We start from the raw sequence: 12297 nt of genomic DNA, 5'->3' as shown, positions 1-12297 counted from the left end.
TGCGGGCGTTGGTGGCCCCCTTGAGGATCTTCACAAGGCCCCTGTAGGTGTTCTGCCCCTGGCCGGCGCTGATGCCCTTGCTGACGATGGTGCTGCTCGTGTTCTTGCCGATGTGGATCATCTTCGTGCCGGTGTCGGCCTGCTGGCGGGCCTTGGTCAGCGCCACGGAGTAGAACTCGCCGACGCTGTCGTCGCCCTGGAGGATCACGCTGGGGTACTTCCAGGTGATCGCCGAGCCGGTCTCGACCTGGGTCCAGGAGACCTTGGAGCGGTCACCGCGACAGTCAGCGCGCTTGGTGACGAAATTGTAGATGCCGCCCTTGCCGGTCACCGGATCGCCCGGATACCAGTTCTGGACGGTGGAATATTTGATCTCGGCGTCGTCCATCGTCACCAGCTCGACCACGGCGGCGTGCAGCTGGTTCTCGTCGCGCATGGGGGCGGTGCAGCCCTCCAGGTAGGAGACGTAAGCCCCCTTGTCGGCGATGATCAGGGTGCGTTCGAACTGGCCGGAATTCTCGGCGTTGATGCGGAAATAGGTCGACAGTTCCATCGGGCAGCGTACGCCCGGCGGCACATAGACGAAGCTGCCGTCGGAGAACACCGCGGCGTTGAGGCAGGCATAGTAGTTGTCGGAAACCGGCACGACTGAGCCGAGATATTTCTTCACCAGCTCCGGGTGCTCGCGGATCGCTTCGCTCATGGAGCAGAAGATCACCCCGACCTGGGCCAGTTCCTTCTTGAAGGTGGTGACCACGCTGACCGAGTCGAACACCGCGTCCACCGCGTAGCGGGGCGAGCCGATCACGCCGGCCAGAACCTCCTGTTCGCGCAAGGGGATGCCCAGCTTCTTGTAGGTTTCCAGGATGTCGGGATCGACCTCATCGAGGCTGGCGATCCCCACCTTCTCCTTAGGCGCGGCGTAGTAGAAGCTGTCCTGGTAGTCGATCTTGGGAAACTCGACCTTGGCCCAGTCGGGTTCGTCCATGGCCAGCCAGCGCTCGAAGGCGTCGAGCCGCCAGTCCAGCATCCACTGCGGCTCATTCTTCTTGGCCGAGATGAAGCGGACGATATCGGCGTTGAGCCCCTTGGGCGCGAAGTCCTGCTCGATGTCGGTGACGAAGCCGTGCTTGTATTTCTCAAGGCTGGCGACGTGTTCGACGGTCTGGGTGACGGCGGCCATGGTTCTCAGGCTCCCACGACGGCGGGTTGGCGGTGACGGGCGGCATGGCGGGCGTGGGCCTCGAACCAGGCTTCGACGAACCGGTTCCAGTCGGCTTCGGTCGTGTTCCATCCGCCGCTGACCCGGATGGCGCAGCCGGAAAGCTCGCCCTGGCCCATGGCCTCCAGCACCGGCGAGGCCTTGACCTTGCCGGAGGAACAGGCCGCGCCGGCGCTGACCATCACGCCGGCGAGATCCAGCGCCATCACCTGCACATCGGCGGGAAAGCCGGGGGTGGCGATGCACAGGGTGTTGGGCAGGCGCGGCGCGGCCTCGCCCATCACCAAGGCGCCGACCGCTTTCAGCCGGTCCGCCGCGGCGTCTCGCCAGGCGGCCTGGTCCAGAAGATCCGAGCAGGCGTTCGCCGCGGCTCCGAAGCCGCTGATTCCAGGGCAATTTTCCGTTCCCCCACGCCGGCCGCGTTCCTGGCCTCCGCCGTGCTGGCGGCGCGAGAGGGTGGCGCGGGGGCCGAAGGTCAAGGCGCCGACGCCCTGGGGTCCGCCGATCTTGTGGGCGGAAATGCTGAGGGTGTCGGCGCCCAGGGCGCGGCTGTCGACGGCGATCTTGCCGGCGGCCTGGATGGCGTCGACGTGCAGCCAGCCGTCGGCGGCGCGCACCAGGGCGGCGGCTTCGGCCACGGGCTGGATCACCCCGGTCTCGTTGTTGGCCAGCATCAGGGCGACGAAGGGCTTGCCGTCGGCGACATCCCAGGTCGCCAGCCGGCCCCTCAGCCAGGCGAGATCGGCCCGGCCGTCGGCGTCCACCGGCAGCACTTCCACGGCGACGCCCTGCACGCGGGCGGTCTCCTGGACGCTGTCGTGCTCGATCGCCGAGACGATCAGCCGGCGCGCGCCGGCGGCGACGGCGCTTTCGATGGTGATGGCGTTGGCTTCGGTGCCGCCGCTGGTGAAAACGACCGTCGAGGCCGGGGCGGCGATCAGCGCGGCGACCTGATCGCGCGCGTGCTCGACCCTGGCGCGGGCGGACCGGCCAGCGGCGTGGATCGAAGACGGGTTGCCGCCGGCCTCCAGGGCCTGCGCAATGGCCGCGCGGGCTTGCGGCCGCACAACGGCGGTGGCGTTATGGTCAAGATAGACGGCGTTGCTCATGCGGCCTTCCGCAGACGACCGGAGACCACGTCGGCGAGGCTGACCGAGGCCAGATAGTCCTCGATCCGGTCTCCGAGATTTTCCCACAGGTCGTGGGTCAGGCAGCGTTCGCCCTTCAGCATGCAGCCCTGTCCCTTGTCCGCGCAGCGGGTGGCGCGCAATGGCTCATCGACGGCGTGGACGATCTCGGCGATGGAGGTCTCGGCCGCCGTGCGGGTCAGCCGATAGCCGCCGCCCGGGCCGCGCGCGCTCTGCACCAGACCCTTGCGGCGCAGGCGGGCAAACAGTTGCTCCAGGTAGGACAGGGAGATTTCCTGGCGCGTGGCGATCTCGGCCAGGGCCACGGCGCGGCACGGATCGGCCTGGCGGCGCGCCAGGTCGGCCATGGCCATCACGGCGTAGCGGCCTTTGGTGGAGAGACGCATTCGATGCCGTCCGTTCCGGTTCAAGCCGCGCGCGGCGGCCTGGTGTTCAGTTTCCTCGCGTTTTGGCCGGGCGCTATGCTACAAGCCGCCGCCTTGCGCGGGACCGGTCCAGCCGGCGGGTTGCGACTTAGGAAGACCCAGCGCAGTAGTCAAGTATTCCGGCCCCGTTTTGAAGGGCCGAGATGAAAGGATTTCGATGCCAGAAGTTGTTCTGACCGGCGCCTCTGGGCGGATCGAAGGCCGTTACACGCCGGGCAAGAGCGAGACGGCCCCGGTGGCGCTGATCCTGCACCCGCACCCCAAGGCGGGCGGCCAGATGAACAATCCGGTGACGGTGCAGCTGTTTCACCTGTTCATGAAGCGCGGCTTCTCGGTCCTGCGGTTCAATTTCCGGGGCGTCGGCAGGAGCCAGGGTGAGTTCGATTCGGGCATTGGCGAGCTGGCCGACGCGGCCACCGCGCTGGACTGGCTGCAGACCACCAATCCGGCGGCGTCGCAGTGCTGGGTGGCCGGCTATTCGTTCGGCGCCTGGGTGGGCATGCAGCTGTTGATGCGGCGCCCGGAGACCGACGGCTTCATCTCGGTGTCGCCGCCGACCAACGCCTACGATTTCTCGTTCCTGGCCCCCTGCCCGGCCTCGGGTCTGATCCTGCACGGCGGCGCCGACACCGTGGTGCCGCCCATCGAGGTCGAGCGCGTGGTCTCCAAGCTGCGCACGCAGAAGGGCATCGTCATCGACTACGACGTCGTCGACGGCGGCTCGCACTTCTGGATGGAGAACCTGCCGGAGGTGGAGCGCCGCGTCGGCGCCTATCTCGACAAGCGCCTGGCGGCCGAACCGGCGTAGGTTGCTGACTCAATCATTTCCTCTTTGCTCGTCATCGTCCGGCTTGTCCGGGCGACCCATGATCGCCGCGATGAAGGATGAAGTGCAGCGGCGCCGTCGAACCCCATCTTCCGGCAAGGAGATCATGGGTGGCCCGGACAAGCCGGGCCATGACGTTATTTAACAAATTCAGTAATATAAATTCGGGTTCAACCAAAACCCGATGATCCCCCCGGAAGACGCCATCCGGGCGCGGCGGCGTCTGACCAACAAGCTGATCGCCGCGCGGAAGGCCGCGCGCCTGCGGCCGTTCTTCACGGTTGACGCCCGCCTGATCGCCGGCGACGGCGGGCTGATCCTGGGGGCCGACGCCATCGTCGAGACCTTCGCCGCCCAATTCCGCGAGCCCGGGTTCACCGGCTATGTGCGGACGCCGGGGACGATTGAGCTCGATCAGGCCGGAGACCGGGCGGCCGAGATGGGGCGCTGGACCGGGGGCGCGATGTCGGGCGCCTACCTGGCGGTCTGGCGCAAGGTCACCGGCCAGTGGGTGATCGAGAGCGAGCTCTACGTTACACTGGCGGGCTGACCAGCATCGCGCGTTCGTGGTCGCCGAGCACCCGCCACCTGCCCTCTTCGAGATCCCCAAGGCGCAAGGTCCCGATGCGGATGCGCACCAGGTCCATGACGTGCAGGCCGACCAGTTCGCACATGCGGCGGATCTGGCGGTTGCGGCCTTCCTTGAGGATGAAGCGCAGCTCCTGGCCCTCGACGACGCTGACGCTCGCCGGTTTGAGCTGGCGGCCATCCATGCTCAGGCCGTGGCAGAGCCGGGCGATCTTTTCCGGCGTGATCCTGCCGGTGACGCGGACCAGGTATTCCTTCTCGAGGTCGGACTCCGGCCCGATGATCGCCTTGGCCAGCACCCCGTCGTCGGAGAGCAGCAGCAGGCCGCGACTGTCCATGTCCAGGCGTCCGAGCGGGGCGAGGCGGGTGTCGCGGTCGGGGATGGCGGGGCTGTCGCCGACCAGAGCCGGCCGGGTCAGGAGCCGCACGGCCGGGATCTGGCCGGACTCGGGCTGGGCGGAGACGACGCCCATCGGCTTGTGCAGCACGACGCTGAGCGCGGCGGGGCCGCCGCCATCGGCCAGGGTCAGGGTCTGGCCGGGCAGGATCTTGCGGCCGGTGTCGGTGACGGTCTCGCCGTCGATGGACACCAGGCCGCGGGCGATGAAGTCCTCGGCCTCGCGGCGGGAACAGACCCCGCTCTGGCCCAGCCATTTGTTGACCCGCTGCGGCTCCGCCGCCTCATATCGACCCGTCCAGGCCATCAGGCGGGCTTCGGCGGGTAGGCGTGGCGGCGGCCCGCCGGGTCCTCGACGGCGTCCGGCGAGAGATAGCCCGGGCCGACCGGGACCTTCCCGTGGCCGCCGGGGATGTCGAGGACGTAGGTCGGCTGGCAGAGACCGGAGACGGCGCCGCGCAACGCCTTCATCAGCCGCTGGCCGTCCTCCAGCGAGGTGCGCAGGTGCGAGGTGCCCGGTGCGAGATCGGCGTGGTGCAGGTAGTAGGGCTTGATCCGGGTCTCGACGAAGGCCCGCATCAGGGCGGTGAGGGTTTCCGGGTCGTCGTTGACGCCCTTCAGCAGGACTGTCTGGCCGAGCATGGGAATGCCCGCATCGACGATCCTGGCGCAGGCCGCGCGGGCGGGCGGCGTCAGTTCGCGGGCATGGTTGGCGTGGAGCGCCACATAGACCGCCTTGCCGGGCGCCTGAAGAGCTGAGACCAGCGCGTCGGTGACGGTTTCCGGCGCCACGGCGGGAACGCGGGTGTGGAAGCGGACGACCTTGACGTGGACGATCTCGCCCAGGCGGCGCATCACATCGGCCAGGCGACGCGGCGACAGGATGAACGGATCGCCGCCGGTGACGATCACTTCCCAGATGTCAGGGCGAGCGGCGATGTAGGCCATGGCCGCGTCGAGGGCGCCCGGCGACAACGGGCGCAGGCCGTCGGGCCCCACCATCTCGCGCCGGAAGCAGAACCGGCAATAGACCGCGCAGGCATGGTTGACCTTCAGCAGGCAGCGGTCGGGATAGCGATGGACGATCCCCTCGACGGGACTGTGGGCGAAGTCGCCGACGGGATCGGCGGACTCCTCCGGCAAGACGTCGAACTCGGCCTCGGTGGGGACGAACTGGCGGGCGATCGGATCGTCGGGATCGGCGGCGTCGATCAGGTCGGCCATCGCCGGGGTGATCGCCACGGCGTATTGCGCCGCCACCCGCTCAAGCGCCGGGAGCCGCTCGGGCGCGACGAGGCCGGCGGCGTCCAGGGCCTTGGGGCTGCGGAGGGTCTGGGCGGTCGTCATGCGGCTGGCGGTATGGCGCAATGGCCCGCGCGCGGCAACGTGGGCGCGTCAGCCTGTCCCGACCACCGGCGCCCAGAGCACCTGCTCGATGTGGCTGGCGCCGGTCGCCAGCATCACCAGCCGGTCGAGGCCCAGCGCGCCGCCGCTGGCCTGTGGCATCGTCGCCAGGGCGGCCAGGAAATCCTCGTCGACGGGATAGCGTTCGCCGTAGACGCGGGCCTTTTCGTCCATCTCGATCTCGAACCGGCGGCGCTGTTCGGCCGGGTCGGTGAGTTCGCCGAAGCAGTTGGCGAGCTCGACGCCGCAGGCATAGAGTTCAAAGCGTTCGGCGACGCGGGGGTCGGACGCTTTGGGCCGGGCGAGCGCGGCCTCGCTGACCGGGTAGTCGCAGAGAATGGTCGCCCGGTCGCGGCCCATGTGCGGCTCGATCTTTTCCACCAGGACGCGGCTGAAGATATCGGCCCAGGTGTCGTCGGGGGCGGTGCGGATCCCCTGCCCGCCTGCCGCGGCGGCCAGGGCGTCGCGATCTTCAAGCATCGCCAGGACATCGATTCCCGCGTGGCGCGCGAACGCCTCGGCCACCGTCAGCCGCTCGGGTTGGGCGTGAGGATCAATGCTGTGGCCGCGCCAGGTCAGGACGCTGGCGTCGGCCGCCTCGGCGGCGACCGCCAGCAGGCGCGCGCAATCGGCCATCAGCACCTCGTAGGGCTCGCCCGCGCGATACCACTCCAGCATGGTGAACTCAGGGTGATGCAGCGGGCCGCGCTCGCGGTTGCGCCACACCCGGGCCAGCTCGAACAACCGCGCCTCGCCCGCCGCCAGCAGTTTCTTGGCGGCGAATTCAGGGGAGGTGCGCAGGTAGAGGGGCTCGCGACCTCCGGCGATGTCGACCGCCTCGGTGGCGAAGGCTTGCAGGTGGGCCTCGTTGCCCGGCGATACCTGCAAGGCTGGCGTCTCGACCTCGACGAAGTCGCGGGCGGCGAAGTCGGCGCGGAGGGCGGCGGTGATCCGGTTGCGGGCCAGCAGGAACGGCCGGCGGTCGGCGTGCCGGTCCGGCGTCCACCACGGGGAAGGGGTCTGTCCTGGCACCTGGAGAACCGGTAGGGGGCTGGCGGATTCGGCGTCAATCGCTATAGGGGCGCGACAAGAAATTCATCAGCGGAATCGCGCGCCCTGACAGCGCGGCCGCCGTTATCGGGGAATATCCGCTTGAAAGTAGCCGCCAGCTCACTGCGCAAGGGCGCCGTCGTCGACATGGAGGGCAAGCTCTATGTGGTGCTCACCGCCGAGAACATCCATCCCGGCAAGGGCACCCCGGTGACCCAGCTGAACATGCGCCGCATCTCCGATGGCGTGAAGGTGTCGGAACGCTGGCGGACCACCGAACAGGTCGAGCGCGCCTTCGTCGACGACCGCAACTTCACCTTCCTCTATGCCGACGCCGAGGGGTTCCACTTCATGAACCCGGAAAACTACGACCAGGTGGTCTGCACGGCCGACGTGGTCGGCGACGCCGAGCCGTGGTTGCAGGACGGCATGACCGTGATGCTCTCGACCCATGACGAGGTTCCCATTGCGCTGGAGTTGCCGCGGCTCCTGACCCTGGAGATCACCGATACCGAGCCGGCGGTGAAGAACCAGACGGCGTCCTCGTCCTACAAGCCCGCCATCCTGACCAACGGCGCGCGGATCATGGTGCCGCCCTATATCGCCGCCGGCACCCGCGTCGTGGTGCTGACCGAGGACTTTTCCTACCACGAGCGCGCCAAGGACTAGTGTCCCGATTCCGAAGTTCGCGGGCGCCTGAGGCCGGTGCGGACGAACTTCGGAATCGACGAGGACACTAGCAAGCCTTTGTTTCCTAGTGTGCTTCTTGGATCTGAAGTTCGCTCAGAGCCTGATCCCTCAAGAAGGCGAACTTCAGATCCAGCACACTAGCGGCGGCCCGGCCGGGCCCCAGGGCTCTGGCGGACAGCGGGCGACGGCCCCAAATAAGGCCACATCGGACGCTCTCTGCGGCGGCCGGCCCAAAGCCTTCGGAGTTTTCCCATGCGGACCACCCTGCTCGACCTGCGGCGCATGAAGGCGGCGGGACGGCGGATCGCCATGCTGACCGCCTATGACGCCACCTCGGCGATGATCGCCGATCGCTCAGGCCTGCCGATGCTGCTGGTGGGCGACTCGCTGGGCATGGTCATGCAGGGGCACGACACGACCCTGCCGGTCAGCCTGGACGACATGGTCCGCCACGCCGCGGCGGTCGTCCGGGGGAGCCAGCACGCCCTAGTGGTCGCCGACCTGCCATTCCTGACCTACGCCAGCGTCGAGGACGCCACGCATGCGGCGCGGCGACTGATGCAGGAGGCCCACGTCCAGGCGGTCAAGCTGGAGGGCGGCGCGCACGTCGCGCCGATCGTCCGGCACCTGACGGCGTGGGGCGTGCCGGTGATGGGCCATCTGGGCTTCACTCCGCAGTCGCAGCACACGCTCGGAGTGCGGGTGCAGGCCAAGACCGCGTCCTGCGCCCGACGGCTGATCGAGGATGCGCTGGCGCTTGAGGCCGCCGGGGCCTTCGCTGTCGTACTGGAACTGGTCCCTGCCCCGCTCGCCGAGGCCGTCACCCAGAAGCTGCGGATCCCGACGATCGGCATCGGCGCCGGCGCCGGTTGCGACGGCCAGGTGCAGGTTTGGCACGATATCCTGGGACTGCTGGAGACCTCGCCTCGGCATGCCCGCCGCTACGCCGAGATCGGCGTGGCCATCGAGGCGGCGATCCGCGCCTACGCCGCCGACGTGGAGGCCGGCGCCTTCCCGATCCCCGCCCAGAGCGCCGGCATGGACGCCGGCGAACTGGCCCGCGCGCTCGCCTAGAGCCCGGGCCATGCAGGTCCTCCACACCATCGCCGAGATGCGGGCGGCGCGCCAGAACATGGGGCGTCTTGGCCTCGTGCCGACCATGGGCTACCTGCACGCGGGCCACCTGAGCCTGGTCGCCCGCGCCAGGGCGGAGTGCCCCGCGGTGGCGGCCAGCATCTTCGTCAATCCCACCCAGTTCGGCCCCAACGAGGACCTCAGCCGCTATCCGCGCGATCTGCCGCGCGACCTCGAACTGCTGGAGGCGGCCGGTGTCGACCTGGTGTTCGCGCCCGAGCCTTCGGAAATGTACCCACCGGGGTTCGACACCCAGGTCCGGGTCGGCGGGATCACCGAGGTGCTGGAGGGCGCGGCGCGGCCCGGCCATTTCTCCGGCGTCGCCACCGTGGTCGTCAAGCTGCTCAACATCATCCAGCCGACGCTGGCCTATTTCGGCCAGAAGGACGCCCAGCAGTGCGTGGTGATCCGCAAGCTCGCGCGCGACCTGGACCTGCCCGTCGACGTGGTGATCGCCCCGACCGTGCGGGAAGCCGACGGTTTGGCGCTCTCCAGCCGCAACCGCTATCTGACCCCGCCACAGCGGGCAGTGGCGCCGGCGATCTTCCAAGGACTGTCGGCGGCCCAGCGCCTGTTTGACGCTGGCGAGCGCGACGGCGAGATCCTCCGCCAGGCGATCCGAGCGGTCATCGCAGCGCAGCCCGACCTCAAGGTCGACTATGTGAGCGTCGCCGATCCCGAGACCCTGCGGGCGTTGCCCACCGTGCAACAGCAGGCGCTGGCGTCGGTGGCGGCAAGGCTGGGCGCCACCCGCCTTATCGACAACCTGATCCTGGGCTGAGGCTGCGACCGGGCCTAAGGTTTGACGATCCGCCCGCCGGTGATCGGCCAGCGGACACCGGTGGTCCTGGGGAAGCTGATCGGCAGGCCCCGCGCGCAGCGGGCGGCCAGGTAGGCGAAGGCCTCGGCTTCGATGGCGTCACCGCGCCAGCCGTGGTGCTCGGCGGCCTTCACCGGCGCCGGGAGGCGGTCGCCCAGAGCCTGCATGATCCTGGGATTGTGCCGCCCACCGCCGCAGACCACGACCTCGCGCGGCGCCTCGCCCAGCATCTCGAATCCCAGCCGGACGGCCTCGGCCATGAAGGCGACCAGGGTGGCGGCCGCGTCCTCCAACTCGCAGGCGTCCAGCGGTTCGAGGGAGAAATCGAAGCGGTCGAGGGACTTGGGCGGCGGCGCCCGGAAATAGGGGTGGCCCAGCAGGCCGGCCAGGACGCCCTCATTGACCCGGCCGACGCTGGCGTAGCGCCCCTGGTCGTCGAAGCGGCCGGCGCCCCGGGCCTGGACCAGCAGGTCGATCATGCCGTTGCCGGGTCCGGTGTCGAAGGCGGAGATCCCGCCCTCCCGCGAGATGAAGGTGACGTTGGCGACGCCGCCGATGTTGAGCACCGCCAGAGGGGTCTCCAGACCCGATGCCTGCGCGCGCGCCAAGTGGTAGATCGGGGCCAGGGGCGCGCCCTCCCCTCCGGCCGCCACGTCGGCTGAGCGGAAGTCGTGGGCCACCGGAACGCCGGACTTGCGGGCCAGCAGCGCCGCGTCGCCCAGCTGGACCGTGCGGCCGACGAGGCCGTTCCCTGGCCGTTCATGCAGCACCGTCTGGCCATGCATGCCGATCAGGTCGATGTCGGACCAGGCAAGGTCGTTGGCGGCGAGGAACTCCCGCGCCGCGGCGAGGTGCTCCTCGGCGCCGGCGCGGGCGGCCTCGGCGAAGATCGCCGGCGGCGGCGCGCCGCGCGGCCAGGCCAGCGCCTGTTTCGTCGCCTCCAGCATGATGTCGCGGGTCGCCTCGCTCAGGCGGCGCTCGCCGGCCGGCCCGAAGGCGGAAATCGCCTCGCCCTCGGTCTCCAGCACCGCCATGTCGACGGCGTCGAGGGAGGTCCCGGTCATGAATCCCAGCACGCGCATCGCGCTTGACTGCCATGCGCCGGCCCCGTAGTCAGCCCGCCATGTTCGGCAAGACCGCCCTCACGCGCGCCTATTACCGCCTGCCCTAGCCGCAGGCCGCCGATCCTTCGCGCCTGCCCACCCCGGCCGGCGCGCCGCTCGAAATCTCCCGCGCCGGCCTCCTGATCCCCAAGGAGCCTGCCATGTCTCTCGAACTTGCCGACGCAGCCGTGCTAGAGCCCGGCCAGCGATTTCCCGAGATTCCCCGAATGTCCGACCCGGTATTCAAGTCCGAGTTCCTGCAGACCATGCAGGCGCGCGGGTTCATTCACCAGATCACCCACCCGGTGGAGCTGGACGCGGCCTGCGCGGGCGGCCCGGTGACGGGCTACATCGGTTTCGACGCCACCGCGCCCAGCCTGCACGTGGGCCACCTGATCCAGATCATGATGCTGCGACGGTTGCAGCAGGCCGGGCACAGGCCGATCGTGGTGATGGGCGGGGGCACCACCAAAGTGGGCGATCCGACCGACAAGGACGCCTCGCGTCCCCTGCTCACCGACGCCCAGATCCAGGCCAACATCGCCACCATCAAGGGGACCTTTGAGCGGTTCCTGACCTTCGGCGACGGGCCGACCGAGGCGGTGATGATCGACAACGACAGCTGGCTGTCGAAGTTCGGCTATGTGGAATTCCTGCGCGAGTTCGGCGTGCATTTCACCATCAACCGGATGCTGGCGTTCGACAGCGTCAAGGCGCGGCTCGAGCGCGAGCAGCCGATGACGTTCCTCGAATTCAACTACATGCTGATGCAGTCAGTGGATTTCCTGGAGCTGGAGCGGCGGCTGGGCTGCGTGTTGCAGATGGGCGGCTCGGACCAGTGGGGCAACATCGTCAACGGGGTCGAGCTGATCCGCCGGGTCGACGGCAAGCCGGCGTTCGGCCTGACCACACCGCTGCTGTCGACCGCCTCGGGCGCCAAGATGGGCAAGACAATGGGCGGAGCGGTTTGGCTGAACGCCGACCTGCGCAGCCCCTACGACTACTGGCAGTTCTGGCGCAACACCGAGGACGCCGATGTCGGGCGCTTCCTGCAGCTGTTCACCGATCTGGCGCTGGACGAGATCGCGCGGCTGGAAGCGCTGCCCGGCGCGGCGATCAACCAGGCGAAGAAGGTGCTGGCCAACGCGGCGACGACCCTGCTGCACGGACCCGAGGCGGCCGCGAGGGCGGCGGGCGCCGCCGAGGCTGCCTTTGTTCAGGGCGCCTTGTCAGACGACCTGCCGACCTACGAGGTCCCGTCGTCGGACCTGGCCGCGGGGATTGTCCTGGCGGCGTTGGCGGTGGACGCCGGCCTGGCCGGATCGCGCGGCGAGGCGCGTCGCCTGGCCCAGGGCGGCGGCCTGCGGCTGAACGACAAGGCCGAGCTCGACGCCAACCGCACCGTCAGCGACGCCGACCTGACCGACGGGGTCATCAAGCTTGCCGCTGGCAAAAAGAAGATCGTCCTGGTGAAACCGGTCTGAGGAGAA

13 protein-coding genes are annotated in these 12297 nt (G+C 69.1%); 6 read left to right on the top strand and 7 right to left on the bottom strand.

From position 1 onward, the window contains the following. The 3 genes from sufB to RMN86_RS12970 form a co-directional block, all read right to left on the bottom strand. A partial coding sequence (gene sufB, locus RMN86_RS12980; protein WP_309606268.1) for a Fe-S cluster assembly protein SufB occupies window positions 1–1183 on the bottom strand: 1183 nt, incomplete at its 3' end. A gap of 5 nt (window positions 1184–1188) precedes the next feature. Next, complete coding sequence (locus RMN86_RS12975; protein ID WP_309606267.1) at window positions 1189–2331, bottom strand: cysteine desulfurase family protein; 1143 nt, start codon at window positions 2329–2331, stop codon at window positions 1189–1191. Further along, a complete protein-coding gene (locus RMN86_RS12970; RefSeq protein ID WP_309606266.1) occupies window positions 2328–2756 on the bottom strand; it encodes an Rrf2 family transcriptional regulator in 429 nt (142 codons plus the stop codon). The genes RMN86_RS12975 and RMN86_RS12970 overlap by 4 nt, the downstream gene beginning before the upstream one ends. Window positions 2757–2952: 196 nt before the next feature. Here RMN86_RS12970 and RMN86_RS12965 point away from each other — a divergent pair, with 196 nt between their 5' ends. Next, window positions 2953–3603 (top strand): alpha/beta hydrolase, encoded by a 651-nt coding sequence (locus tag RMN86_RS12965; protein WP_309606265.1) that lies wholly within the window; start codon window positions 2953–2955, stop codon window positions 3601–3603. A 202-nt stretch (window positions 3604–3805) separates the two neighbouring features. Then, window positions 3806–4171, top strand: coding sequence for a nuclear transport factor 2 family protein (locus RMN86_RS12960; RefSeq protein ID WP_309606264.1), 366 nt, complete (start codon window positions 3806–3808; stop codon window positions 4169–4171). On the opposite strand, the gene RMN86_RS12955 is transcribed toward RMN86_RS12960, so the two are convergent. The 3 genes from RMN86_RS12955 to epmA are packed head-to-tail and all read right to left on the bottom strand — an operon-like array spanning window position 4155 to window position 7042. Next, a complete protein-coding gene (locus RMN86_RS12955; protein ID WP_309606263.1) occupies window positions 4155–4913 on the bottom strand; it encodes a pseudouridine synthase in 759 nt (252 codons plus the stop codon). The two genes, RMN86_RS12960 and RMN86_RS12955, sit on opposite strands and share 17 nt — an antisense overlap. Then, window positions 4913–5953: a lysine-2,3-aminomutase-like protein gene (locus RMN86_RS12950; RefSeq protein WP_309606262.1), complete on the bottom strand. Its 1041-nt coding sequence runs from the start codon at window positions 5951–5953 to the stop codon at window positions 4913–4915. The genes RMN86_RS12955 and RMN86_RS12950 overlap by 1 nt, the downstream gene beginning before the upstream one ends. A gap of 48 nt (window positions 5954–6001) precedes the next feature. Then, window positions 6002–7042, bottom strand: coding sequence for an EF-P lysine aminoacylase EpmA (gene epmA, locus RMN86_RS12945; protein WP_309606261.1), 1041 nt, complete (start codon window positions 7040–7042; stop codon window positions 6002–6004). Window positions 7043–7162: 120 nt separating this feature from the next. Between epmA and efp the strand changes: the two genes are divergently transcribed. From efp to panC, 3 genes are all read left to right on the top strand, one after another. After that, window positions 7163–7729 (top strand): elongation factor P, encoded by a 567-nt coding sequence (gene efp, locus RMN86_RS12940; protein ID WP_309606260.1) that lies wholly within the window; start codon window positions 7163–7165, stop codon window positions 7727–7729. Between the two features lie 273 nt (window positions 7730–8002). Beyond that, window positions 8003–8824 carry a 3-methyl-2-oxobutanoate hydroxymethyltransferase gene (panB, locus tag RMN86_RS12935; protein ID WP_309606259.1) on the top strand — a complete coding sequence of 274 codons (822 nt, stop codon included), beginning with the start codon at window positions 8003–8005 and terminating at the stop codon, window positions 8822–8824. A gap of 10 nt (window positions 8825–8834) precedes the next feature. Beyond that, window positions 8835–9665, top strand: a complete 831-nt coding sequence (gene panC / locus RMN86_RS12930; protein ID WP_309606258.1) for a pantoate--beta-alanine ligase — start codon at window positions 8835–8837, stop codon at window positions 9663–9665. A gap of 14 nt (window positions 9666–9679) precedes the next feature. Here panC and RMN86_RS12925 read toward each other — a convergent pair whose 3' ends face one another. Then, a complete protein-coding gene (locus RMN86_RS12925; RefSeq protein ID WP_309606257.1) occupies window positions 9680–10786 on the bottom strand; it encodes an anhydro-N-acetylmuramic acid kinase in 1107 nt (368 codons plus the stop codon). Window positions 10787–10968: 182 nt separating this feature from the next. Between RMN86_RS12925 and tyrS the strand changes: the two genes are divergently transcribed. Next, window positions 10969–12291 (top strand): tyrosine--tRNA ligase, encoded by a 1323-nt coding sequence (gene tyrS / locus RMN86_RS12920; protein WP_309606256.1) that lies wholly within the window; start codon window positions 10969–10971, stop codon window positions 12289–12291. Window positions 12292–12297: the final 6 nt, after the last annotated feature.

The sequence above is a fragment of the Phenylobacterium sp. genome, assembly GCF_031360265.1.
Classification (GTDB): domain Bacteria; phylum Pseudomonadota; class Alphaproteobacteria; order Caulobacterales; family Caulobacteraceae; genus Phenylobacterium.
Note: the sequence above shows the minus strand (reverse complement) of the source record. Positions and strands in the feature narration are given on the sequence as shown.

What these genes read in the sequence shown, in the direction of transcription:
- RMN86_RS12975 (WP_309606267.1), bottom strand. Translation starts at nt 2,331, where the DNA reads ATGAGCAACGCCGTCTATCTTGACCATAACGCCACCGCCGTTGTGCGG.
- RMN86_RS12970 (WP_309606266.1), bottom strand. Translation starts at nt 2,756, where the DNA reads ATGCGTCTCTCCACCAAAGGCCGCTACGCCGTGATGGCCATGGCCGAC.
- RMN86_RS12965 (WP_309606265.1), top strand. Translation starts at nt 2,953, where the DNA reads ATGCCAGAAGTTGTTCTGACCGGCGCCTCTGGGCGGATCGAAGGCCGT.
- RMN86_RS12960 (WP_309606264.1), top strand. Translation starts at nt 3,806, where the DNA reads ATGATCCCCCCGGAAGACGCCATCCGGGCGCGGCGGCGTCTGACCAAC.
- RMN86_RS12955 (WP_309606263.1), bottom strand. Translation starts at nt 4,913, where the DNA reads ATGGCCTGGACGGGTCGATATGAGGCGGCGGAGCCGCAGCGGGTCAAC.
- RMN86_RS12950 (WP_309606262.1), bottom strand. Translation starts at nt 5,953, where the DNA reads ATGACGACCGCCCAGACCCTCCGCAGCCCCAAGGCCCTGGACGCCGCC.
- panB (WP_309606259.1), top strand. Translation starts at nt 8,003, where the DNA reads ATGCGGACCACCCTGCTCGACCTGCGGCGCATGAAGGCGGCGGGACGG.
- panC (WP_309606258.1), top strand. Translation starts at nt 8,835, where the DNA reads ATGCAGGTCCTCCACACCATCGCCGAGATGCGGGCGGCGCGCCAGAAC.
- RMN86_RS12925 (WP_309606257.1), bottom strand. Translation starts at nt 10,786, where the DNA reads ATGCGCGTGCTGGGATTCATGACCGGGACCTCCCTCGACGCCGTCGAC.
- tyrS (WP_309606256.1), top strand. Translation starts at nt 10,969, where the DNA reads ATGTCTCTCGAACTTGCCGACGCAGCCGTGCTAGAGCCCGGCCAGCGA.